This is a genomic window from Pseudomonas sp. Q2-TVG4-2, from assembly GCF_013620795.1.
In the GTDB taxonomy this organism is placed as follows: Bacteria; Pseudomonadota; Gammaproteobacteria; order Pseudomonadales; family Pseudomonadaceae; genus Stutzerimonas.
The window spans coordinates 271,497-293,635 of sequence record NZ_LGLW01000006.1 but is presented as its reverse complement, the minus strand read 5'-3'; the positions used below and the strand labels follow the sequence as shown (position 1 = coordinate 293,635).

The 22,139-nt window shown below is 61.5% G+C and carries 21 protein-coding genes; 10 read left to right on the top strand and 11 right to left on the bottom strand.

Annotated elements, in window-relative coordinates; translation table 11 throughout:
- Window positions 1-429 precede the first annotated feature (429 nt).
- Window positions 430-1,146, bottom strand: a complete 717-nt coding sequence (locus tag H3028_RS14715) for a UTRA domain-containing protein (protein ID WP_181297871.1) — start codon at window positions 1,144-1,146, stop codon at window positions 430-432.
- A gap of 350 nt (window positions 1,147-1,496) precedes the next feature.
- Between H3028_RS14715 and H3028_RS14710 the strand changes: the two genes are divergently transcribed.
- The 6 genes from H3028_RS14710 to H3028_RS14685 all read left to right on the top strand — a co-directional run bounded on the left by H3028_RS14710 (window position 1,497) and on the right by H3028_RS14685 (window position 6,919).
- Window positions 1,497-2,555 carry an ABC transporter substrate-binding protein gene (locus H3028_RS14710; protein WP_181297869.1) on the top strand — a complete coding sequence of 353 codons (1,059 nt, stop codon included), beginning with the start codon at window positions 1,497-1,499 and terminating at the stop codon, window positions 2,553-2,555.
- Between the two features lie 170 nt (window positions 2,556-2,725).
- Window positions 2,726-3,529, top strand: a complete 804-nt coding sequence (locus H3028_RS14705) for an alkaline phosphatase family protein (protein WP_181297867.1) — start codon at window positions 2,726-2,728, stop codon at window positions 3,527-3,529.
- Window positions 3,526-4,437: an ABC transporter permease subunit gene (locus H3028_RS14700; RefSeq protein WP_258237800.1), complete on the top strand. Its 912-nt coding sequence runs from the start codon at window positions 3,526-3,528 to the stop codon at window positions 4,435-4,437. The genes H3028_RS14705 and H3028_RS14700 overlap by 4 nt, the downstream gene beginning before the upstream one ends.
- A complete protein-coding gene (locus H3028_RS14695) occupies window positions 4,424-5,224 on the top strand; it encodes an ABC transporter permease (RefSeq protein WP_181297865.1) in 801 nt (266 codons plus the stop codon). The genes H3028_RS14700 and H3028_RS14695 overlap by 14 nt, the downstream gene beginning before the upstream one ends.
- A gap of 40 nt (window positions 5,225-5,264) precedes the next feature.
- Window positions 5,265-6,266: an ABC transporter ATP-binding protein gene (locus tag H3028_RS14690; RefSeq protein ID WP_181297863.1), complete on the top strand. Its 1,002-nt coding sequence runs from the start codon at window positions 5,265-5,267 to the stop codon at window positions 6,264-6,266.
- Window positions 6,266-6,919 (top strand): HAD family phosphatase, encoded by a 654-nt coding sequence (locus tag H3028_RS14685; protein WP_181297861.1) that lies wholly within the window; start codon window positions 6,266-6,268, stop codon window positions 6,917-6,919. Before H3028_RS14690 ends, H3028_RS14685 begins: the two co-directional genes overlap by 1 nt.
- 18 nt (window positions 6,920-6,937) lie before the next feature.
- Here the strand turns inward: H3028_RS14685 and H3028_RS14680 are convergent, their stop codons facing one another.
- From H3028_RS14680 to H3028_RS14650, 7 genes are all read right to left on the bottom strand, one after another.
- The gene (locus tag H3028_RS14680; RefSeq protein ID WP_181297859.1) at window positions 6,938-8,134 is read right to left on the bottom strand and encodes a hybrid sensor histidine kinase/response regulator; all 1,197 of its coding nucleotides are present in this window, start codon (window positions 8,132-8,134) and stop codon (window positions 6,938-6,940) included.
- 2 nt (window positions 8,135-8,136) lie between these two features.
- On the bottom strand, window positions 8,137-8,739 hold the full coding sequence (locus H3028_RS14675) for a chemotaxis protein CheB (RefSeq protein WP_181297857.1): 603 nt from the start codon (window positions 8,737-8,739) through the stop codon (window positions 8,137-8,139).
- Complete coding sequence (locus H3028_RS14670) at window positions 8,736-9,554, bottom strand: protein-glutamate O-methyltransferase CheR (protein WP_181297855.1); 819 nt, start codon at window positions 9,552-9,554, stop codon at window positions 8,736-8,738. Before H3028_RS14670 ends, H3028_RS14675 begins: the two co-directional genes overlap by 4 nt.
- A gap of 1 nt (window position 9,555) precedes the next feature.
- Complete coding sequence (locus tag H3028_RS14665; RefSeq protein WP_181297853.1) at window positions 9,556-13,065, bottom strand: response regulator; 3,510 nt, start codon at window positions 13,063-13,065, stop codon at window positions 9,556-9,558.
- A gap of 216 nt (window positions 13,066-13,281) precedes the next feature.
- On the bottom strand, window positions 13,282-13,440 hold the full coding sequence (locus H3028_RS14660) for a YqaE/Pmp3 family membrane protein (RefSeq protein ID WP_003282625.1): 159 nt from the start codon (window positions 13,438-13,440) through the stop codon (window positions 13,282-13,284).
- Window positions 13,441-13,839: 399 nt separating this feature from the next.
- On the bottom strand, window positions 13,840-14,061 hold the full coding sequence (locus H3028_RS14655; RefSeq protein ID WP_181297852.1) for a hypothetical protein: 222 nt from the start codon (window positions 14,059-14,061) through the stop codon (window positions 13,840-13,842).
- A complete protein-coding gene (locus tag H3028_RS14650; RefSeq protein ID WP_181297851.1) occupies window positions 14,061-14,894 on the bottom strand; it encodes an MBL fold metallo-hydrolase in 834 nt (277 codons plus the stop codon). Before H3028_RS14650 ends, H3028_RS14655 begins: the two co-directional genes overlap by 1 nt.
- Window positions 14,895-15,107: 213 nt before the next feature.
- Here H3028_RS14650 and H3028_RS14645 point away from each other — a divergent pair, with 213 nt between their 5' ends.
- From H3028_RS14645 to H3028_RS14635, 3 genes are read left to right on the top strand one after another with little or no spacing between them, the layout of a single operon-like run.
- On the top strand, window positions 15,108-16,490 hold the full coding sequence (locus H3028_RS14645; RefSeq protein ID WP_181297849.1) for a nodulation protein NfeD: 1,383 nt from the start codon (window positions 15,108-15,110) through the stop codon (window positions 16,488-16,490).
- Window positions 16,491-16,493: 3 nt separating this feature from the next.
- A complete protein-coding gene (locus H3028_RS14640) occupies window positions 16,494-17,255 on the top strand; it encodes a slipin family protein (RefSeq protein ID WP_181297847.1) in 762 nt (253 codons plus the stop codon).
- A 5-nt stretch (window positions 17,256-17,260) separates the two neighbouring features.
- Complete coding sequence (locus H3028_RS14635; protein WP_181297845.1) at window positions 17,261-17,761, top strand: LEA type 2 family protein; 501 nt, start codon at window positions 17,261-17,263, stop codon at window positions 17,759-17,761.
- 154 nt (window positions 17,762-17,915) lie between these two features.
- Here the strand turns inward: H3028_RS14635 and treF are convergent, their stop codons facing one another.
- The gene (gene treF / locus H3028_RS14630; RefSeq protein ID WP_181297843.1) at window positions 17,916-19,541 is read right to left on the bottom strand and encodes an alpha,alpha-trehalase TreF; all 1,626 of its coding nucleotides are present in this window, start codon (window positions 19,539-19,541) and stop codon (window positions 17,916-17,918) included.
- Window positions 19,538-20,305: an SDR family NAD(P)-dependent oxidoreductase gene (locus H3028_RS14625; protein WP_181297841.1), complete on the bottom strand. Its 768-nt coding sequence runs from the start codon at window positions 20,303-20,305 to the stop codon at window positions 19,538-19,540. Before H3028_RS14625 ends, treF begins: the two co-directional genes overlap by 4 nt.
- A 194-nt stretch (window positions 20,306-20,499) precedes the next feature.
- Here H3028_RS14625 and rarD point away from each other — a divergent pair, with 194 nt between their 5' ends.
- Window positions 20,500-21,396 (top strand): EamA family transporter RarD, encoded by an 897-nt coding sequence (gene rarD, locus H3028_RS14620; RefSeq protein ID WP_181297839.1) that lies wholly within the window; start codon window positions 20,500-20,502, stop codon window positions 21,394-21,396.
- Window positions 21,397-21,412: 16 nt separating this feature from the next.
- Here the strand turns inward: rarD and H3028_RS14615 are convergent, their stop codons facing one another.
- On the bottom strand, window positions 21,413-21,931 hold the full coding sequence (locus H3028_RS14615; RefSeq protein ID WP_181297837.1) for a glycine cleavage system protein R: 519 nt from the start codon (window positions 21,929-21,931) through the stop codon (window positions 21,413-21,415).
- Window positions 21,932-22,139 lie beyond the last annotated feature (208 nt).

Below are 22,139 nucleotides of genomic sequence, written 5' to 3'. Positions count from 1 at the left end.
ATATCAATACATCGCATTTCCAGATCACTACCAACCGGAAGCACGCTAATCAACCTGCATTGCTAGAGTGGAAATCAAGGCAAGGCGCTATAACATGAAAATTGCATGTATATTCTCAAAAGCATAACTTCGAGAGACATATCAACCTGATCCGAAAAAACCTGAAAATCTATAGCTAAAAGAGTGACGCATTTCCGTGCGGCAGTTTTCTAGACAGGCCGACCATGCGGCAGCACTACTTGGACTTCTCATTACGATGTTGCTGCACTAGAAGCTCGCTCCCCCGCGACCTCACAGCTTCCGAATTCGCCGAATGGTTCAAGCCTGCCAACTTCGCAATGGGCCAACGCTCACCGAGCGGGAACGAGCGACCGCTGAGCGCAATGCGAAGCTGGCGGTGCTGGCCAAACCCGCCTAAACGGCCTACCCCTACTCCGGCACCTCCACACACACATGAATCGCATCATGCCGCCAGTACTCCACGTCACAGTCGATGATCCGCTCGTGCTGGTCGCGATTTAGGCGGGTGATGCGCAGGGCTGGGCTGCCGGGGGCGATGCGCAGGGTGGTGGCGGCTTCGGGGTGGAGGGCGGTAGGGACCATGTCGAAGCGGACCCGGCCGTATTGGATGCCATATTCGCTGGCATAGAGTTCGGTAAGCGAGCGAGTCAGGTCATAGTCGAGGATGCCCGGAAAATAGCAGGAGTTCAGATAGTGTTCGACGTAGAGCACCAGGCGGCCATCGATGCGCCGGGCGCGGCGGATCTGGATGACGCTCGACAACGCCGCGAGCTCCAACCGCGCGCAGATTCCCGCACTGGCGGGTTGCAGCCTCGCCGATAGCACCTCAGTCGCCGGTGACCGCCCCTGCTCGCCGACCATGGCGTGGAAGTGGCTGCGCACCAGCGGGTTGTAGAGCAGCCGAGGCGGCGACACGAACCAGCCGCGGCGATCCTCGCGGTAGATGAGGCCGCAGGACTCCAGTTGGCCGAGCGCTTCGCGCAGGGTGATCCTGGTGGTATCGAACAGCTCGCTGAGCTTTCGCTCGGATGGCAGCTGCCCGCCGGCGGGCAGCAGGCCATGATCGATCTGTTCCTGTAGCGAGCGGCAGATCGCCGTAACGGTCCGCGGTGCCTCGTCACGCATCAAGCTCTCCTCATGGCCTAGTCCAGCACTAAAACGGTGCGTTTGATTGCCGCCTTTTCTCGTCGATCGTACCGATCAGCCTAGGCAAGCTGGATGAACGCTGCGTGACATTGTCTGTGCATCGGCTTGCTAAAAAATGGCTGCGCAGGATACGACAGCGCTTCGGCACCCGGCGAGAGCCCGCCCGGGCAAGGTTTCCAGGCTGAGCTAGGCTTGCTATGGCACTCCTGTCGCAGTGTCGCTCCTCAGGGCGATGGCGGAGGTAACGACATCAAAGTGTCATTTGCACGCCCTAGATTGGCCTCAGCCCTGCTGATCTAGACCAATACGACCTGCGAAAGGAGCTTCGAATGAAACGACTGCTGCTGGCTTCACTGCTGGGATCAGCTATCGCCCTGGCGACATCGGCGAACGCGGCACAAACGGACCTGAAAAGCCTCGAAGAGGCGGCGCGCGCGGAAGGTGAGGTCAATAGCGTCGGCATGCCGGACAGCTGGGCCAATTGGAAGGACACCTGGCAGGATCTAGAGAAAAAATACGGTCTCAAGCACATGGATACCGACATGAGCTCGGCCCAAGAGATCGCCAAGTTCGCTGCGGAAAAGGATAACGCCACGACCGATATCGGCGATGTCGGCGCCGCGTTCGGGCCAATTGCCGTACAGCAAGGCGTTACCCAAGCATACAAGCCGAGCACTTGGGAACAGATCCCGGACTGGGCCAAGGATCAGGATGGCCACTGGATGCTGGCCTATACCGGCTCCATCGCTTTTATCGTCAACAAGCAGTTGGTCAAGGAAGCGCCGACCTCGTGGGCTGAGCTTAAGGACGGTAACTACAAAGTCGCCATCGGCGATGTCAGCGCTGCCGCACAGGCCGTCAACGGCGTACTGGCAGCGGCCGTAGCCAACGGCGGTGACGAAAAGAATATCCAGCCAGGCCTGGATTATTTCGCCGAGATCGCCAAGCAGGGCCGCCTGTCACTATCGAACCCGACGATTCAGACGCTTGAGCGCGGCGAAGTGGAAGTGGGTGTGGTTTGGGACTTCAACGGCCTGTCGTACCGCGACCAAATCGACCCCAGCCGATTCGAAGTGCTGATCCCCTCGGATGGCTCGGTGATCTCCGGTTATACGACCATCATCAACAAATGGGCCAAGCACCCCAACGCCGCCAAGCTCGCCCGCGAGTACATCCTTTCTGACGCCGGGCAGATCAACTTGGCCAAGGGTAACGCCCGGCCGATCCGCGCCGAGCACCTGACCCTGCCCGCCGAGGTACAGGCCAAGCTGCTGCCGAACGAGCAGTACGCCAAGGTCAAGCCGATCAAGGACGCTGAAGCCTGGGAAGCAACCTCGAAGGCACTGCCGCAGCAGTGGCAGGAGAACGTGATCATCGAAATGGAGTGATCGCCGGCCAATTGGCTCAGGATCGTAGATGTGGACTGGGCGGCGTTCCGCTTTGCCCACCCTACGGACCTATAGGAGCGAGATTGCTAGCGGCTGGGCTTGGCAAAGCTGTTCGCGAGCAAAGGCCCTGCGCGCCCCCGGCTCCCACAAAGCTAAGCAGGAACGAAAGCATGCGCCAAGCCATCCTCGTTGTGCTCGACGGCCTTAACTACCGGGTCGCCGAGCACGCCCTCGGGCACTTGCAGGCGTATTGCGTGGCCGGGCGCGGGGCGCTGTACCGCTTGCAATGTGAGTTACCGGCGCTGTCTAGGCCACTGTATGAATGCATACTGACCGGCGTGACACCGATCGACAGCGGCGTGGTGCACAACCAGGTAATACGGCTATCCACCGAGCACAGCGTCTTCCATTACGCCCGCGACGCCGGATTGAGCACAGCGGCCGCGGCCTACCATTGGATCAGCGAACTCTATAACCGCACGCCGTTCCAGGCGACACGCGATCGTCACAGCGAGACGCCCGAGCTGCCGATACAGCACGGCCATTTCTACTACGAAGACCATTACCCCGACTCTCACCTGTTCGCCGATGCAGAAAACCTGCGCTTACGGCACAACCCGAACTTTTTGCTGGTGCACCCGATGAACATCGACGACGCCGGCCACAAGCACGGTCTGGATTCGTCTCAGTACCGCAACGCTGCACGGCGCGCCGATATCCTGCTTGCCGACCACCTGCAACGCTGGCTGGATGACGGCTATCAGGTGCTGGTAACAGCCGATCACGGCATGAACAACGACCGCTCGCATAATGGTCTGCTACCGGAAGAACGCGAGGTGCCGCTGTTCGTGCTGGGTTCGGCGTTCAGCCTCGACCCCGCCGCGCGCCCAAAACAGACCGAACTCTGCGGCACGCTGTGCGAACTGCTCGGCGTCCCGCATGACAAGCCGTTGTGCCCGGAGCTGCTGAAATGACTGCGCAGCTCGAAGACAACGTCAAGACTGCAGCCGTTCGAGACAGCGCTGGCCCTGGGGTTGCAGGCCGTCGGGCCCCGCACAGCAAACGGCTGGCGCTGCTTTGCCTGCTGCCATTCGCCTTGTTCTTCTTCGCCTTTCAGATCGCCCCGCTGCTTTGGGTCACGCTCAACAGCCTGAACACTGCCGATGGCTGGGGCCTGGCCAATTTCCAGAAAGTCTTCGGCTCGAAGTTTTACCTCCAAGCCATCAAGCACAGCCTGCAGATCGCGTTCTGGTCGAGCCTGATCGGCATCGTCATCGCTATTCTCGGCAGCTACTCACTACGCCAGGTCGATTCGAAATTACGCGACTTCGTCATGGCCTTTTCCAACATGACCAGCAACTTCGCGGGCGTGCCGCTGGCCTTTGCCTTCGTCATCCTGCTCGGCTTCAACGGGGCACTGACGATCCTGCTCAAGCAGGCCGGAGTCATCGAAGACTTCAACCTGTACTCCAAAACCGGCCTGATCGTGCTCTACACCTATTTCCAGATCCCGCTGGGCGTGCTTCTGCTCTACCCCGCCTTCGATGCGCTGCACGAGGACTGGCGTGAGTCGGCCTCGTTGCTAGGTGCAGGCACCTGGAGCTACTGGCGCTACATCGGCCTGCCGGTGCTCACCCCAGCGCTGCTCGGCACCTTCGTCATCCTGCTGGCCAATGCGTTGGGGGCCTATGCCACGGTCTACTACCTCACTACGGGCAACTTCAACGTGTTGCCGATCCGCATCGCGGCGATGATTTCCGGCGATATCTCCCTCGACCCGAACATGGCCAGCGCATTGTCTATGGTGCTGGTCGGGCTGATGGGCGTGATTACCGTGGCGCATCAAGTGCTGCTCAAGAGGAGTTACCATGCGAGCCGCTGAAGCCAAACGTGGTGCGCTATATCACCGCATGGTGGTCTGGCTGCTGTTTCTCATCCTGCTGCTACCACTGGCTGCGACCTTTCTCTATTCGATTTCCAGCAGCTGGTCGGCGACCATCCTGCCGGACGGATTGACCTTTGACTGGTACCTGCAGCTCTGGAGTGACGAACGCTTCCTACGGGCGTTCGCCCAATCACTGCTGGTCTGCTTTGGTGCGCTGGCTTTGGCGGTGGTGCTGATCCTGCCGCTGCTGTTCGTCGTGCATTACCACTTCCCGAAGCTCGACGGGCTGATGAACATCTTGATCCTGCTGCCGTTCGCCGTGCCACCGGTGGTGTCGTCGGTCGGCCTGCTGCAGCTCTACGGCTCGGGGCCGCTGGCAATGGTCGGCACGCCCTGGATCCTCATTGGCGCCTACTTCACCATCGCCCTGCCGTTCATGTACCGCGCCATTAGCAACAACCTGCAGGCAATCAATATTCGCGATCTGATGGATGCCGCTCACCTGCTCGGCGCGAGCACCTGGAAGGCGGCGTTTCTGGTGGTGCTGCCGAACCTTCGCAAGGGGCTGATGGTGTCGCTGTTTCTGTCGTTTTCGTTTCTGTTCGGCGAATTCGTCTTCGCCAACCTGCTGGTCGGCACGCGCTACGAAACCCTGCAGGTCTACCTGAACAACATGAAGAACAGCAGCGGCCATTTCAACAGTGCGCTGGTGATCTCCTACTTCTTCTTCGTGCTGGTGTTCACCTGGGCGGCGGCTCGGTTGAATCGGGAACGCACGGCTTGACAGTGCGAACAGGCGTGACCCATTCAGACAGGAATTCCCCATGAGCTATCTTTCCATTCGTGGTCTGTACAAAGCCTTTGGCGACACCAGGGTCTTCAGCGATATCGATTGCGAAGTCGCCAAGGGCGAACTGATCACGCTGCTTGGCCCCTCCGGCTGCGGCAAGTCCACGCTGCTGCGCTGCATCGCCGGACTTACCGAGGTCGACGGCGGGAAAATCCTGCTAGATGGCGAGGACCTGGTGCCCATGTCGCCGCAGAATCGTCAGATTGGCATGGTCTTCCAGAGCTATGCGCTGTTCCCCAACATGACCGTGGAACAGAACGTCTCCTTTGGCTTGCGTATGCAAAAAATCGCAAGAGAGGAAAGCGCCGAGCGGGTGGCCGAGGTGCTGGGGATGGTCGAGCTCGGCGAATTTGCCCGGCGTTACCCGAGCCAACTGTCGGGCGGGCAATGTCAGCGTGTGGCACTGGCGCGCTCGCTGGTAACGCGCCCTCGCCTGCTGCTGCTCGACGAACCCCTGTCGGCGCTGGATGCGCGCATCCGCAAGCATTTGCGTGAACAGATCAGGGCGATCCAGCAGGAGCTGGGGCTGACCACGATATTCGTTACCCACGATCAGGAAGAGGCGCTGACCCTCTCGGATCGCATCCTGCTGATGAATGCCGGCCGGATCGTCCAGAGCGCGGACGCCGAAACCCTGTATACGGCACCGGTGGATGCCTTCGCTGCGGGCTTTATCGGCAACTACAACCTGCTTGCCGCAGACGTCGCCTCACGCCTGCTGCAACGCCCGATCGATGGGCAGGTGGCGATCCGCCCGGAAGCCATAGCACTGCTCAATGCCGCCGACGGTAGCGGCGGGATCGCCGCGGTGATCAAAAGCCACAGCCTGCTCGGCAACGTGATTCGTTACCGCGTCGAAGCACGCGGGGTTGAACTGCTGGTGGATGTGCTCAATCGCTCCGCTGCCGATCTGTACCCGCACGGTCGCCAGGTAGGCCTTACCATTGACGCCTCGGCAATTCATGAGGTGGCTTGATGGCACTGGCAATTTTCGACCTGGACGAGACCCTGATCGACGGCGACTGCGCCAGCCTCTGGGCACGGGAAATGGCCAAGATCGGCTGGGTGGATGGCGAATCCTTCCTACGCAAGGACGCCGAGCTGATGGCCGAGTATGCCTTTGGCCGATTGGCCATGGAGGACTACATGATATTCAGCCTGACGCCACTGGTAGGCCGCACCGCCGACGAGGTGGCGCATGTGGTGGCGCCCTTCGTCGAAGAGGTAATTGAGCCGCTGATCTATAGCGACGCCATGCGCCACATCGCTGAACATCGCAAGGTAGGTAACCGCATCTTGATCATCTCGGCGTCGGCGGAGTTTCTGGTAAAAGCGATTGCGGCACGACTCGGTGTCGAGGATACATTGGCGATCCAGCTGGAAGAACAGCACGGCTTTTACAATGGCAGCACGCTGGGCATACTCAGCTACCGCGACGGTAAGGTGACGCGGCTTCGGCAGTGGGCGGCGGAGCACGGTGAATCACTCGAGGGTGCGCATTTCTATTCAGATTCGATCAACGACCTGCCATTGCTGGAGCAGGTGGCTTATCCGCATGTCGTGAATCCCGATCCTCTGCTGCGTGAACAGGCCGGAGCCAAGGGCTGGCCGCAGCTGTCCTGGACCTGAGCGACTGGCGAGGTCGCTTCAGGCCTCGCCGTTCAGCGGCAGCAGGACGCGGAACAACGCGCCCTTGCCCTCTTCGCTTTCGACCTGAATGCGACCGTTGTGGGCTTTGACGATCTGTTCGGCAATAAACAGGCCAAGGCCCAGCCCGGCGCTGCTCTCGCTGCCTTCGGCGCGCTCGAACTGGCAGAAAATCCGTTCGAGACTCTTCTGGTTGATACCGATACCGTGGTCGCGCACTTCGAGACAGGCGGCCGTCGAGGTGGCACTGACGTTGACCTGCACCGGTTTGCCCGCGCCGTAGCGCATCGCATTGGTCAGCAGATTCGCCAGCACCTGCTCAATGCGGAACTCGTCCCAAACCCCAGCGATCGGCTCCGGGCGCTGAAACAGCAGCGTGCAGCCGCTGGCTTCCATTTGCGGAGCAAAGTTCTCCACAACGCTGGCCGCCAGCTTGCCCAGATCGACGTGGCTAGGACGAATCGACAACTTGCCCGTGCGAATCCGTGAAACGTCGAGCATGTCATCGATCAGGCGGATCAAGCTCTGAATCTGCCGCTCGTCCTTGTCTACCATCTGCCGCAGCTTGTCTTCGCTAAATGCGGCGAAGTTGTTTCGCCCGAGCTGCAGCTTGCGCAACTGAACCTCAAGAATCAGCGTGTTGAGCGGGGTTTTCAGCTCATGGGAGACGATCGACATGAAATCGTCACGTATGCGCACCGCGTCTTCCAGTTCGGCCTTGGTGCTGCGCAATTCATCGAGCAGCACTTCCTGCTCTCGGCGACTGCGCTCGAGCGCTTCGAGCTGACGCGCCATTCGCTTGCGGTTGCGGTAGAGGTCGACGAAAACGCTGACCTTGCTGCGCACCGCATGGGTATCGAGCGGCTTGTGCATGAAGTCTACGGCACCGCTCTCGTACCCCTTGAACGCATAGTTGAGCTCACGACCGGCAGCGCTGACGAAGACGATGGGAATCTGCTTGGTGCGCTCGGTGCCGCGCATCAGCTCTGCCAGCTGAAAACCATCCATCCCAGGCATCTGCACGTCGAGAATGGCCAACGCAAACTCATGCTGCAGCAACAGCTCGAGCGCCTGCTCCGCCGACTCGGCCTGATGCACGCGAATCCCCGGGCTCCTGAGTATGGCGTCCAACGCCAGCAGGTTTTCCGGCAAATCATCGACGATCAGCAGGTTCGCTTCATCGGTCTGGTCAGGCATGGTCACTCCAGTTCGCGCAACAGTCGGTGAATGTCGCGCAAGGGCAAAATGTAATCCGGCGAAAAACGCTGGAGTGCTGCAAGCGGCATGGCCGGAACCTCGGCTTCGTCCGGGTCCTGCACGATGGTGATCCCCCCGGCGCGCCTGATCGCTTCCAGGCCGGCCGCGCCATCCTCGTTAGCGCCAGTCAGCAGGATGCCGACGACACGCTCGCCCCAGGCATCGGCGGCCGACTCGAACAGCACATCAATCGAGGGGCGGGAGAAGTGAATCGCATCGTCCTGGCTGAGGGACAGCGTCAGGTCCGCTTCTACCAGCAGATGATAGCCGGGCGCAGCGAAGTAAATGGTTCCAGCGCACAGCATCTCCTTGTCATCCACCTCCTTGACCCGCAGCGCCGTCTTGCGCTGGAAGATATCGGCCAGCTGCGTCGGTCCGCTCGCCGGCACATGCTGGACCACCAGCAGCGATTGGCGCAGGTCCGCCGGCAAACCATCGACCAGCGTACTCAACGCCGCCAGGCCGCCCGCCGAGGTGCCAATCACAACGGCATCCACAGGCTGGGCAATTGATCTGGCCGGAGCATTGGCGGTTGCGCGTTTCATAACTTGCGGAAGATCCTTTCCTGCTTGTCAAACGCCTCGTAGCGCCCAGCGTAGCCGGAAAACTCGACGGTTTCCTTGCTGCCCAGCCCAAGAAAGCCTCGATGACAGAGGGAATCATGGAACAGGCCAAAGGCCCGATCCTGCAGGGGTTTGTTGAAATAGATCAGCACATTGCGGCAGGAAATCAGCTGGGTTTCCGCAAAAACGCTGTCTGTCGCCAGACTATGATCGGCAAACGTGACCTTTTCTTTCAACGACTTATCGATGATCGCCGAATCATAGGCAGCGGTGTAATAGCTACTGAGGCTCTGCTTGCCACCGGCGCGTTGGTAGTTTTCGGTGTACTGACGCATGTCACCGATATCGAATATGCCCCGTCGCGCCTGCTCCAGCGAACGCGGATTGATGTCGGTGGCGTAGAGGATAGTGCGCTCCAGCAGGCCCTCCTCCTTGAGTAAGATGGCCATCGAGTAGACCTCTTCGCCCGTGCTGCAACCGGCGATCCAGATCTTCAGCGACGGGTAGGTGCGCAACACCGGGACCACCTGCTCACGCAGTGCCAGGAAGTAGCCAGGATCACGAAACATCTCGCTCACCGGAATGGTGAGGAACTGTAGCAGCTCCATGAACACCTGCGGATCGTGGAGCACCTTGTGTTGCAGCTGCCCAATGTTCTCGCAGCGCATCTGCTTCAGTGCCAGCAATATCCGGCGCTTGAGCGAGGCGCCGGAATAGTCGCGAAAATCGTAGCTGTAGCGCAGGTAGATCGCTTCGATCAGCAGCTTCAGCTCGATGGCCTGGATGCGGTCAGGCATGTCACAGCAGCTCCACTTTTGGCAGCCATACGCGAATGAGCGAGAACAGACGATCCAGATCGATCGGTTTGGCCAGGTAGTCGTTGGCGCCGGCACGCAGGCAGCGATCCTGATCGTCCTTCATGGCCTTGGCCGTGACTGCCACCATGGGAAGCTTGGCGAAGCGTGAATCCTTGCGGATCTCTTCCATCGCGGTAAAACCGTCCATCTCGGGCATCATGATGTCCATCAGCACCAGATCGATGTCATCGATGTTCTGCAGCTGGGCGATGGCTTCATGACCGTTGCGGGCGATTTCAATCAGCGCGCCCTTCTGCTCCAGCGCACTGGTGAGTGCGAAGACGTTGCGTACATCGTCATCAACTACCAGGATTTTCCGGCCCTCAAAGGCTTTTTCGCGACTGCGGACGCTCTTGAGCATTTTTTGCCGCTCCGGCGGCATGTCCGACTCGACCTTGTGCAGGAACAGCGTGACCTCGTCGAGCAGGCGTTCCGGCGAGCGTGCTCCCTTGATGATGATCGAGCGTGAGTACTTCATCAGTGCCGCTTCTTCGTCGCGGGTCAGGTTGCGCCCGGTGTAGACGATCACGGGCGGGAACGAGCAGATTTCCTCTCGGGCCATGCGTTCGAGCAGCTCGTGGCCATCCATGTCGGGCAGCTTGAGGTCGATGATCATGCAGTCGAAAACCGTCGAGCGCAGCAGTTCGAGAGCCTGCTCGCCGAACTCCACGGCGGTGATTTCCACGTCGATATCTTCGATCAGCCGCGACACGCTTTCACGCTGCCGGGCATCGTCCTCGACCAAGAGGATGCGCTTGACCTTCTGCGCCAGCTTCGCTTCGAGCCGGCCGAACACTTTCTTCAGGTCCTCGCGTGTCGTCGGTTTGGTCGCATAGCCGATGGCGCCCATCTGCAGGGCCGCTTCCTTGCGGTCCTCCACCGAGACGATATGCACCGGAATGTGCCGGGTAATCGGATTTTCCTTGAGGCGCTCGAGCACCGTCAGGCCGGAATGATCGGGCAGGCGCATGTCCAGCAGAATGGCATCGGGCCGATACTGGACGGCGGTGTCGAAGCCATCGTCGGCGTTCTGCGCGATCAGGCAGTTGTACCTCAGCTCGTGGGCGAGATCGCGCAGGATGCAGGCGAACTGGGTATCGTCCTCGATCACCAGCACCGACCGCTCGCCGAAAGGCGAGCCGTCGCGATCATCAGCCAGTACCGCCGTAGACGGCTCTCCAGACGGTGCCGGCGCTGCAGCGAGTGCCTCCGGGAGTTTCGCCACGACGGCGATCGGCTCAGGCTCGGCCTGCACCGAAACCGGAAATGCCTCCGCTTGCACCGCGACGGGCTCGCTGTAGTTTGCCGGGACGATCAGAGTAAACACGCTGCCCGCGCCCGGATTGCTGCGCACCTCGATGGTGCCGCCAAGTAGCTGCGCAAGCTCGCGGGAAATCGACAGCCCGAGGCCGGTGCCGCCGTAACGCCGGTTGGTGGTGCCATCGGCCTGGCGGAACGCCTCGAATATCACCGACTGCTGGTCTTCAGGAATGCCGATGCCCGAATCCTGCACGGCGAAGGCGATGCGATGGTCGTCATAGCGTGTGACACGCATCGAGACCGAGCCTTTCTCGGTGAACTTGAACGCATTCGACAGAAGATTCTTAAGGATCTGCTCAAGCCGCTGGCGGTCGGTATAAAGGCTCGCCGGCAGCCCATCGCCCAGTTCGATGTCGAACTGCAGCGACTTGTCCTGCGCCTGGGCGAGGAACAGGCTTTTCAGTCCGTCGGCCATACGCGTAAGCATCATTAGCTCGGGGTGGACATCGAGCTTGCCGGCTTCGACCTTGGAGATATCGAGGATATCGTTGATCAGGTGGAGCAGATCGTTGCCTGCCGAGTAGATGGAGCGGGCGAACTGCACCTGATCGTCGCTCAAATTGCCCTCGGGATTGTCAGCGAGCAGCTTGGCGAGAATCAGCGAGCTGTTCAATGGTGTGCGCAGCTCGTGAGACATGTTGGCTAGGAATTCCGACTTGTAGCGGCTGGCGCGCTGCAGCTCGTCGGCACGCTCCTCGAGCATCAGCTGCACTTCGTGCAGGCGGAAATTCTTCAGGTCCATCTCGTCGCGCTGGCGCGCCAGCTCATGAGTCTGCGCGGCGAGCTGCTCGTTGGTTTGCTCCAGCTCGGCCTGCTGCTCTTCCATGTGCGCCTGAGATTCGCGCAATGCGCTCGATTGCTCTTCGAGCTCCTCATTGGCGGCGCGCAGTTCTTCCTGCTGCACCTGCAACTCCTCGTTGAGCTGCTGGGTTTCGGCCAGTACACGCTGCAGACGCTGGCGATAGCGCGCGGCCTCGATGGCCGAACCGATATGTTCGCTGACGCGGCGCAGAAGTTCGCTGTCTTCTTCGCTCAACGGCCGCAGGAAGCCGACCTCCAGTACGGCGTTGAGCATGCCGTTGTCTTCCACCGGCGCAATCAACACGGACCTGGCGTCAGTGCTGCCCAGGGCCGAGCTGACCTTCAGGTAACCGGGCGGCAGACTGTCGAGGGCCATCGTTCGACGCTCCAGGGCCACCTGCCCCACCAGCCCTTCGCCGAGCGCCAGGGTGCGGCCGCTGTGCAGCTTGTCCTTATCCCAACCGAATTCCGCGATCCGCTCCAGCTTACCGTCCTGCGTTACGTAGAGCGCACCCACAGCGACCTCCAGGTAGCGCGAAAGGAAGCTGAGCACGTTTTGCCCCAGCGTCGGCAGCGCTTGCTCGCCGATCAGCGACTCGCTGAGCTGTGTCTGGCCGGCGCGATACCAGGCGAGCTTTTCCAGCGCCGCCGCATGGGTCTGCTGGCGCTCGAGTGAATCGGCATAGCTGGCTGACAGGCCGATCAGATCGCGGCGCCCAAAGTAGACCAGCAAGCCGCTGAAAATCAGGCTGAACAGCAGAAAGCCGCCAATCAGTGCGGTGGTGACCATCTCCGCGGTGTCGGTGCGCTCGGCTCGAACCTGACGCTCGTGAGCGATGAAGTCGTTGAGCAACTGGCGCTGCTCTTCCTTTAATTCCAACCCTCGCTGACTGCGTATGTATTCGAGTATTGGCCCGTCCTGCGCACGACGGGCTATCGCCTCTTCGGCGAATCTGACCCATTGCGCATGCAGTTGCTCGGCACGCTCGATCCGACCCAGCTGCACCGGGTCGCCGCTTGCGTACTGCTTGATCTGCTTCAGCTGGTTTTGGAATCTCGGCAGTTCGTTCCGGTAGGGCTGAAGAAATACCTCGTCGCCTGCGATGAGGTAGCCGCGCATCGAGGCTTCCAGCTCCCCCACCTCCTTCAGCATCTCATGGGCGTAGGAAACGCCCAGCACCGAACGCTCGACCCAAGAACTAACGTTCAGCAGGTAATAAACGATGATGCTGAAGAAAAACGCACTGAGAAAACCGAAGCCGAGGGGAACCGCCACGTTGCGGTTGAGGATGCGCCTGAAGTGGTTCTGATCGATGAAAGAGTTACCCATCTGGTTCCTTCCCAGGTGCTGAGCAATGACAGTTACCCACGGCAGCGCGGGCAGCTGCGTTGCCAGCAGGCGAACGCCCCGACCCCGTCATGTTCAAGGTTGATTGGCGCGAGATTGACCCACGCACGCAAGTCGACCCGGGACTTTACACCGCCTCGCTTGCAAGCACAAAAAGCCCGGCTGAACGGCCGGGCTGTTTGTACCGCATAGTCAAACTTAGCGCCGGGCGATGATCCACACGGCGTGGATGATGCCCGGGATATAGCCCAGCAGGGTCAGCAGAATGTTCAGCCAAAAGGCGCCAGCGAAGCCGACTTGCAGGAACACCCCGAGTGGAGGCAGCAGTATCGCGATGATTATTCGGATCAGGTCCATTTTTGGGTCCCCTCAGGTCTGGTTCTGGCTGAAAAGCTTACTGTGAGTCGACCTGATCATGCGTTGGGGGTTCCTTGAAATCGCTTATCAGAAGCGCAGCGGGGAGACGGAAGGAACGGCAACCGCCGCCCATAGGCAGCGGTTGTCGAAACCGGTAGCGGCCGTTTGGGCCGCAAGGGAGTGCCGACAGGCACCCATCTAGGTAAGGAGACGCGACTGGCCGCAGGGTTGAGCCAGTTTTGCTGCGCCGATACGAATCACCTTGTGGGCGGTACGCATCGCAAACGGTCCGTCGCTTAGCCTGCTAACTATTGCAGAACCGAGGCACGACCTCCATACGCAGAAAGTCGAAGGCCTGCTCGCGATTTCGCGTTTAGGCTGCCATTTAGCCCAGTCTCGCTAATGCCTGCCCGGCGGCGCCCCAGATCCTCCGCTGCGTTTGCGGCGAATATTGATCCAGGACAGCGCTGCCAGGGCGAACATCAGCCCGACCATATTGAAGTTGCCCACCAGCAGGTACCCCAGCCCGGCCACCGAGCAGGCCACCAGGCCGATCCAGCGCACATAGCCCATCATGGTGCGCACCGCCCCACCAACGCGATCATCGTCTTGTGACGACATCAGTGCGATCTCGCCCGCATGCGCTCGAGTTCCTTGGCGTCATGGCTGCAGAACAGCGTCACTTCGTCCTTGTGTTCTAGGGACAGCATCCAGAGGCGATGCTGGTTTGCCAGGCGCGCCGTGCGATCGACCTCCATCATGCGCTGATAAAAGCGCAGCCCCGGCGTGCAGTGGCGCTCGGTCTGGCCCACTTCGTCACGGTAGAAATAGGCGTCCCCGGCATGCAGCAGCCAGCCGTTATGGCCTTGCACGGCCACGCCCGCGTGACCATGGGTATGGCCCGTCAGCGGAATCAGTAGAATTTCCGGTGGCAGACCGCGCAGCTCCTTAACCGCCTGAAAGCCGAACCAGGTATCGCCACCCGGCTCGTAGAACTGCCAGTGGCGCACCGCATCCCATTGCCGGTGGCGATAGCGCTGATGGCCAATAAAGCTATGGGTCGAGCGCGCCGCATCCATCTCCCGCTGCAGTACATGAACCTGTGCCTCGGGGAAGTCCACCAGCCCACCGGCGTGGTCGAAATCCAGGTGCGTCAGCAGGATATGGCGGACGTCTGCCGGGTCGAACCCGAGCTGGCGGACCTGCTCCAACGCCGTGAAGCGCCGCTCGAACTTGATATTGTTGAAGGCGATGAAGAATGCGCTGAGGCGCTTGCGCGGCTCCAGTACATCGCAGTTGCCAAAGCCGGTGTCAACCAGCACCAAGCCGTGCTGCTCGGTCTCGATCAACAGACAATGACACACCAGGTTGGCTGTTAGCCCGTCGCTGAAACCGTCGAACAGCCGACCGCCCACCGGACACATGCAGCCGCAGTTGAGATGATGAATACGCATGGACACTCCTCATGGCTGGGCCCGAGGCGCTTCGTGAGGAAACGGCCTCATGTGGATTGTGAGGTCCGATAACGCGCCAGAGTTCAGGCGCTCAAGCCGGCCGGGTGAATGATCGACGACTAAGGGCGTTACCTCACGCCTTCCTGAACTATCCTCTGTGGTACTGCCGCGATTCGCCGTCGCGCCGCTCGCCGACCCGGGAGGATCACGCCAATGCGCCGCCGCCCCTTTGAACGACTGGCCTGGCTGCCGACGCTACTGCTGCTGACATGGCTGGGCCTCGCCAGTGCGGCCCAGGCTGCAACGCAGGTCACGGTCCTGCGGGTGGAGGGCGTGATCGGCCCGGCCAGCGCTGACTATCTGATTGGCGGTATACAGCGCGCGGCGCAGACCGATGCGCAGCTGCTGGTGCTGCAGCTCGATACGCCCGGCGGTCTGGACAGCTCGATGCGTGCGATCATCAAGGAAATCCTCGCCAGCCCTGTGCCGATCGCCACGCATGTCACGCCCAGCGGGGCGCGCGCCGCCAGCGCCGGCACCTACATGCTCTACGCCAGTCACATCGCGGCAATGAGCCCAGGCACAAACCTCGGTGCCGCCACGCCGGTGCAGATAGGTGGTGCACCGGGCACGCCGCCCGACGAGCAACCGGACGCACAAGCGCCGGATGACGAGAGCGGCGGCGATGCGATGAGCCGCAAGCAGGTCAACGATGCGGCCGCCTATATACGCGGCCTGGCGCAGCTACGCGGGCGCAACGCGGAATGGGCGGAGCAGGCGGTACGCAAGGCTGTCAGCCTGTCCGCCAGCGAGGCGCGAAAGCTCAACGTGGTCGACTACATCGCGACCGATCTTCAGGATCTGCTCGACCAAGTCGATGGCAAGACCGTCGAGACCAGCGCCGGAGAACGAACGTTGCAGACTGCAAACGCCGCGCTTGATCGCTACGATCCCGACTGGCGAGTACGCCTGCTGGCCGTGATCACCAATCCCAGCGTGGCCTTGATCCTGATGATGATCGGCATCTACGGCCTGATATTCGAATTCTCCAACCCAGGCACCGGTGGCGGCGGCGTGGTCGGTGGTATCTGCCTGCTTCTGGCGTTGTACTCGCTGCAACTGCTACCGGTGAACTACGCCGGGGTCGCGCTGATTCTGCTGGGGCTGGGCTTCATGATCGCCGAAGCATTCATACCCAGTTTCGGCGTGCTCGGCCTTGGCGGGGTGGTCGCCTTTGTCACCGGTTCGGTGATTCTGTTCGACACCGACGTGCCGGGCTACGGCATTCCGCTGGCCTTGATCGGCACGCTCGCTGTGGTCAGCGCGCTGCTGGTGTTCGCCATCGTCACCATGGCGCTCAAGGCGCGCCGCCAACGCTTGGTCACTGGCGACGCCGAGCTGGTCGGCAGTCTGGCGCCGGTGACTCGCATCGAGGCGAACGATCCCGCCTGCGGCTGGGTGCAGCTGCAGGGCGAGCACTGGCAGGTGGTCAGCCCCACGCCCTTGCGTCCTGGACAACAGGTCCGCGTCGTGGCCAGGCGCGGACTGCTATTGGACGTCACCGCGGCTGACACGCCGCCAATCGAGAAGAGGTGAATCATGGGTTTCGAAATGAGCTTCATCGCGGTACTGGTGCTACTGATTGCGCTGCTGGCATCAACCTTCCGTATCCTCCGTGAATACGAGCGTGGCGTGGTATTCCAGCTGGGACGCTTCTGGAAAGTGAAGGGGCCAGGGCTGATTATGGTCATCCCCGGGCTCCAACAAATGGTGCGGGTCGACCTGCGGACGTTGGTGCTGGACGTGCCGACCCAGGATGTGATCTCGCGTGACAACGTCTCGGTTAAGGTCAACGCTGTGATCTATTACCGTGTGCTGGATGCCGAGAAAGCCATCATTCAAGTCGAGGATTACCATTCAGCCACCAGCCAGCTGGCGCAGACCACGTTGCGCGCGGTACTGGGCAAGCATGATCTGGACGATATGCTGGCCGAGCGCGAGCAGCTCAACAATGACATTCAGCAGGTGCTCGACGCCCAGACCGATGCCTGGGGAATCAAGGTGGCCAACGTCGAGATCAAGCACGTCGACCTCGACGAATCGATGATCCGCGCCATCGCGCGCCAGGCAGAAGCGGAACGTGAGCGACGCGCCAAGGTCATTCATGCTGAGGGCGAGCTGCAGGCTTCGGAAAAGCTGATGCAGGCCGCCGAGATGCTCGGTCGTCAGTCCGGGGCGATGCAGCTGCGCTATATGCAAACGCTGAGCAACATCGCAGGCGACAAGAATTCCACCATCGTCTTTCCGCTGCCCATGGAGCTGTTGCAGGGGCTGGACAAACTCACCAGGAAACCTGAGTAAGGCCTATGCCCATGCGCCCCGTGGTACCCGTTGCACCCTTGCTATTGGCCCTCTTGCTCGTGCTGAGCCTGGCCGGTTGCGCCGCCTTCGGCCAGCGCGACCCGCTCAACGTCCAGGTCGCGGGTATTCAGCCACTACCCGGCGAGGGACTGGAGTTGCGCATGGCGGTCAAGCTGCGGATACAGAACCCTAACGACGTCGCGCTCGACTACAACGGCGCGGCGCTCGAGCTGGAAGTCAACGGTCGGCGCCTGGCCAGCGGTGTCAGCGACGCGCGGGGCAGCGTGCCGCGCTTCGGTGAAACCGTGCTAAGCGTGCCCATGACTATTTCCGCGTTTTCGGCCGCCCGCCAGGCGTTGGGGCTGGCCGAACACATCGGTATGGATGAGGTGCCTTACGTACTGCGCGGCAAGCTGGCCGGTGGTCTGTTCGGCACCCAGCGTTTCGTCGAGAAAGGCACCCTGGATCTGGAAGGCACACTGCCGAGCCCTTACCGACGGCGGTGATGGCGGCGTTTCGTAGGCGGCAGACGCTCCCTTGCAAGCGGATAGTTGGCAGCCGGTCCTCTCTGAACGCCTGATCGCGAGCAAGCTCGATCCTGCAGCCGCTCCGCTCCGTAGGAGCGCGCTGGCCCGCCAAGGGCAGGCTTGCCGGCCCGCTTCAACCGCGGCGGCTGTCCGCCTGAGCCCATTCCGGCCGGCATTGCCCCGCGCGGCAGCGGTGGGCCTCGTGGGTCGGATCCTCCTGCATCAGTTTGCGGGTCACGCCGTTGGTCCAGCCGAAGCCATCCTGCAGCGGGTATTCACCGCCACCGGCATGCTCGGTGCAAGGCCGCAACACGTACTTCTCCACCAGCTTGCTTTCCCGCTCGAACAGCAGCGAGACGATGCTCAGCCAGCGCTCCTCGATCTGCAGCGCCAGTGCATCGTGGCCGTAGTGTTGCAGCCCGCGGATGCCCATCCACTGCAGCGGGGCCCAGCCGTTGGGCCGGTCCCACTGCTCGCCGCTGCCGGCGATTTCGGTGGTCGACAGGCCGCCGGGGGCGAGTAGCCGTTCACCGACAATATCGGCCACCCGCCCCGCCTGGTCAGGGCTGGCCAGCTGCAGGAACAACGGCGTCAGGGTTGCTGCGGTGAGGTTGTCGCGCGGCTTCTGTAACACCCAGTCGTAATCGAAATAAGCCCCGCGGTGGTCATTCCACAGGTAGCGGTCGATCGCGGCGAGACGTGCACCGGCACGCTGACGGAATTCTTCGGCACACTCATGCCGGCCCTTCACCTCGCTAAGACGGGCGATTTGCCGCTCGAGCTTGTAGAGAAAGCTGTTCAGGTCCACCGGAATGATCTGCGTGGTACGAATACTCGACAACCGCGCGGGATCGCCCAGCCAGCGCGAACTGAAGTCCCAGCCTGATTCGGCACCGGCGCGCAGGTCGCGATAGACCTCGTGAGCCGGCCGGCTCGAGGAGCGCGCGGTCTCGACGTCTTCGATATAAGACTCCTCGCGGGGTGTGTCCCGCTCGTCCCAGTAACGATTGAGCACGCTGCCGTCGGCCAGACAGACGCAGCGTCGATGCGCCTCGCCGGGGCGCAGCTGATCGCCGCCATCGACCCAGAACGCGTGTTCCTTACGCAGCTGCGGCAGGTAATCGCTGGCCCGATGCACGCCGGTCTCCTCGAACAGGTCGGTCATCAACGCGAACACCGGCGGCTGCGAGCGGCTCAGGTAGTACGAGCGGTTGCCGTTGGGTACATGGCCGTATGTGTCGATCAGGTAGGCGAAGTTATCGGCCATCGAGCGCAGCAGCTCGCAGTGACCGCTCTCGTCCAGGCCGAGCATGGTGAAGTAAGAATCCCAGTAATACAGCTCGGTAAAGCGCCCGCCCGGCACTACGTAGTCATGGGGCAGCGGCAACAGCGAGGAAAACTCCGGATGCTGCCTGGGATGCCGGGTCAGCACCGGCCAGAGCCGGTCGATATGCTCAGCCAGGCTATCGTCAGGGTTGGCGACGAACTCTGTCGGCTTCATCTGGTAGAGCTCGAAATGCTCCATCACGAAGGCTTTCAGGTCGAAGCCCTGGTCGCCGCTCTGCGCCCGATACGCCTCGAGAATTCGCTCCGGATGCTGGCGCGGCGCGCAGTCGACGAAGGTCTTGCTGTCGGGAAACACCCGCTGCGTCTGTACCGCTACAAACAGTTCCTGATAACGGTCCGCCGGGGTCAGGGTATCGGCGGCAGAAACCGCGCGGGTGTCGTAATCAAAGGGGCTCGGATCGGTATCGGTCATTGCTCGCTGTAATTCCATAGCAGTCCGCCGTCTATCACCAGTGTAGTACCGGTGATGTAGTCGGCCTCATCCGAGGCGAGAAAGGCCACCGCACCGGCGACATCACGCGGCTGACCGAGGCGACCGGCGGGGATGTTTTCCAGCAGGCCGGCCAGCTTGTCCGGCTGGTTCATCAGGGTCCGGTTGATCGGCGTTTCGATCGCGCCCGGTGCGATGTTGTTAACGGTGATGCCCAGCGGTGCCAGTTCGATCGCCAGGTTGCGCATAAGCATCTTCAACCCGCCCTTGCTCGCGCAGTAACCGGTGAAATTGGGAAACGGCAGCTCTTCGTGAACCGAGCTGTTGTTAATGATGCGCCCGCCTCTGCCGGCGTCGCGCAAATGCCGTGCGAACGCCTGGGCAATGAAGAACGGGCCGCGCAGGTTGACGTTAAGCACCAGGTCATAGTCCCCTTCGCCGGCATTGAGAAACGGGCTGTGACGCTGCACTCCAGCATTATTGACCACGATATCGAGATGCCCCATCTGCTCGATCGCCTGCGCCACCAGCCGCTGGCATTCGGCGACTACACCGACATCGGCGGCGATGAAACAGACACGGCGGCCGAAGGCACGAACCTGCTCAAGGGTTTGGCGAGCTTCTTCATCATCATGCCGGCCGTTGATGACCAGGTCGGCGCCCTCCTCGGCAAGGCGCACGGCAATGCCGCGGCCGATGCCCTGGGAGCTTCCCGTGACCAGAGCAACCTTGTTCTGCAGCTTCATCGAACACCTCGTATGGCTGACGCGTCGCCTCGGCAACACTGGGTCGTCCTCCTCAGACGAGCTGTCGCCGGCTGCGTTCAACCGCGTCTGTTCATAGAGATTTCATGACGCTGGAAAACAGCCACAACGGCAGACAAACGCCTCCGCGCAGGCGCAAAATGGCCGGCTCTCCGCTGCCGCGTTACGAGACACTCATGGCCACTGCTGAACTGCGTAAAGGGTACCTGCTGGGTCTGATTACCTTCTCCATCTGGGGCATGTTTCCGCTCTATTTCAAGTCCATCGAGCAGTACGCCGCGCTGGAGATCGTCACCCAGCGTGCGATCTGGTCGGCGCTGTTCGGCACGCTGGTGCTGATGCTATGGCGCCATCCGGGCTGGTGGCAGGAACTGCTGGCGCACCCACGACGGATCGGCGTGCTGATGATCTCCAGCGTGCTGATCGCGACCAACTGGCTGATCTACGTCTGGGCGGTGAACCACAACCATATGCTTGAGGCGAGCCTGGGTTACTACATCAATCCGCTGGTCAACGTTCTGCTCGGGCTGATCGTGCTGCGCGAGCGATTGCGTCCGTTGCAGTGGTTGGCGGTGGCGATGGCGGCGGTCGGCGTGTTGCTGCAGCTGGTCACGCTCGGCGATTTTCCCTGGGTATCGATCGTCTTGGCGCTGAGCTTCGGCAGCTACGGCTTGCTGCGCAAGCAGGCGCCGGTGGCGGCGCTGCCGGGCCTGGTAGTAGAAACCTGGCTGCTGCTGCCGATCGCCCTGGGCTGGCTGTTCTTCTTCGGCAGCGGACCGAGTACGCAATGGTCCTTCTGGACCCAGCCGGAGGCCCTCTGGCTGGTCGCAGCCGGCCCGGTGACGCTGCTGCCGCTGCTGTGCTTCAACGCTGCGGCGCGCCACCTGCCTTATTCAACCCTGGGGTTTCTGCAGTACATCACCCCGACCCTGCTGCTGATTTTGGCGGTGTGGGTGTTCAACGAGCCCTTCCCCAGAGACCGGCAGCTCGCCTTCATTTGCATCTGGGCCGGCTTGGCGGTGTACAGCTACGATGCCTGGCGCCTGATGCGCAAGGTGCCAGTGGTGAGCTGAGGGCAAGCTCGCTCATTCATTCGGCCGGTTGCAGTTTCAGCTCCACCATCAGCTCGTCGGCCAAAGTTTCCAGGTGCTGCTGTAGCTCATCCAGCGACAGCTCGGCCGGCACCGCCAGACGCGCGTCGGCATGAAACAGCAGCTCGTTGGTCATTGGCGCAGGCAAGACGTCGGTATTCAGACTCTCCACGTTGATGCCATGCCCCGCCAGCAGACGGGTGATGTCGCGCACGATGCCCGAGCGGTCGTTACCCACCAGCCGCAGATGAATCATTCGCCAGCTGCGCTCGGGCACCTCGCCGCTACGGGCGAATACCACGCGGATGCCGTCGCGTTCCAGCTGCTGCAGCGCATCGGCCAACTCGGCATGCGCGTCGGCCGGCACCGCGATCCGTAAAATCCCAGCGAACTGGCCGGCCATGCGCGACATACGACTGTCCAGCCAGTTGCCGCCATGTTCGGCGATGCACTTGGCCACGCGTTCGACCAACCCCGGCTGATCCTCGGCGATGACCGTAAGGACGAGATGATCCATCTTTGGCTCCTCTTCTGTTGGTAAATGCGCACGCCCGGCGACAGCCGCACGCATCAGGATGTGAGGGGAATCGCCTGCGGAGCCCGACTCCATAGGTATAGATCAAAGTACCGGTTTCGCCGCGCCGATGTCAGGCTACACGGCAGCGCCGACTGTCGGCGAAAGACGCCGGAGATGGCCGGTGAGACCAAGCGCGACGGACTGATTT

Bases quoted from the DNA above. Each gene is read 5' to 3' on its own strand.
- H3028_RS14655 (WP_181297852.1), bottom strand. From the start codon at position 14,061: ATGTCGTCACAAGACGATGATCGCGTTGGTGGGGCGGTGCGCACCATG.
- H3028_RS14645 (WP_181297849.1), top strand. From the start codon at position 15,108: ATGCGCCGCCGCCCCTTTGAACGACTGGCCTGGCTGCCGACGCTACTG.
- H3028_RS14685 (WP_181297861.1), top strand. From the start codon at position 6,266: ATGGCACTGGCAATTTTCGACCTGGACGAGACCCTGATCGACGGCGAC.
- H3028_RS14710 (WP_181297869.1), top strand. From the start codon at position 1,497: ATGAAACGACTGCTGCTGGCTTCACTGCTGGGATCAGCTATCGCCCTG.
- treF (WP_181297843.1), bottom strand. From the start codon at position 19,541: ATGACCGATACCGATCCGAGCCCCTTTGATTACGACACCCGCGCGGTT.
- H3028_RS14625 (WP_181297841.1), bottom strand. From the start codon at position 20,305: ATGAAGCTGCAGAACAAGGTTGCTCTGGTCACGGGAAGCTCCCAGGGC.
- H3028_RS14660 (WP_003282625.1), bottom strand. From the start codon at position 13,440: ATGGACCTGATCCGAATAATCATCGCGATACTGCTGCCTCCACTCGGG.
- H3028_RS14695 (WP_181297865.1), top strand. From the start codon at position 4,424: ATGCGAGCCGCTGAAGCCAAACGTGGTGCGCTATATCACCGCATGGTG.
- H3028_RS14665 (WP_181297853.1), bottom strand. From the start codon at position 13,065: ATGGGTAACTCTTTCATCGATCAGAACCACTTCAGGCGCATCCTCAAC.
- H3028_RS14675 (WP_181297857.1), bottom strand. From the start codon at position 8,739: ATGAAACGCGCAACCGCCAATGCTCCGGCCAGATCAATTGCCCAGCCT.
- H3028_RS14640 (WP_181297847.1), top strand. From the start codon at position 16,494: ATGGGTTTCGAAATGAGCTTCATCGCGGTACTGGTGCTACTGATTGCG.
- H3028_RS14680 (WP_181297859.1), bottom strand. From the start codon at position 8,134: ATGCCTGACCAGACCGATGAAGCGAACCTGCTGATCGTCGATGATTTG.
- H3028_RS14705 (WP_181297867.1), top strand. From the start codon at position 2,726: ATGCGCCAAGCCATCCTCGTTGTGCTCGACGGCCTTAACTACCGGGTC.
- H3028_RS14670 (WP_181297855.1), bottom strand. From the start codon at position 9,554: ATGCCTGACCGCATCCAGGCCATCGAGCTGAAGCTGCTGATCGAAGCG.
- H3028_RS14635 (WP_181297845.1), top strand. From the start codon at position 17,261: ATGCCCATGCGCCCCGTGGTACCCGTTGCACCCTTGCTATTGGCCCTC.
- rarD (WP_181297839.1), top strand. From the start codon at position 20,500: ATGGCCACTGCTGAACTGCGTAAAGGGTACCTGCTGGGTCTGATTACC.
- H3028_RS14700 (WP_258237800.1), top strand. From the start codon at position 3,526: ATGACTGCGCAGCTCGAAGACAACGTCAAGACTGCAGCCGTTCGAGAC.
- H3028_RS14690 (WP_181297863.1), top strand. From the start codon at position 5,265: ATGAGCTATCTTTCCATTCGTGGTCTGTACAAAGCCTTTGGCGACACC.
- H3028_RS14715 (WP_181297871.1), bottom strand. From the start codon at position 1,146: ATGCGTGACGAGGCACCGCGGACCGTTACGGCGATCTGCCGCTCGCTA.
- H3028_RS14615 (WP_181297837.1), bottom strand. From the start codon at position 21,931: ATGGATCATCTCGTCCTTACGGTCATCGCCGAGGATCAGCCGGGGTTG.
- H3028_RS14650 (WP_181297851.1), bottom strand. From the start codon at position 14,894: ATGCGTATTCATCATCTCAACTGCGGCTGCATGTGTCCGGTGGGCGGT.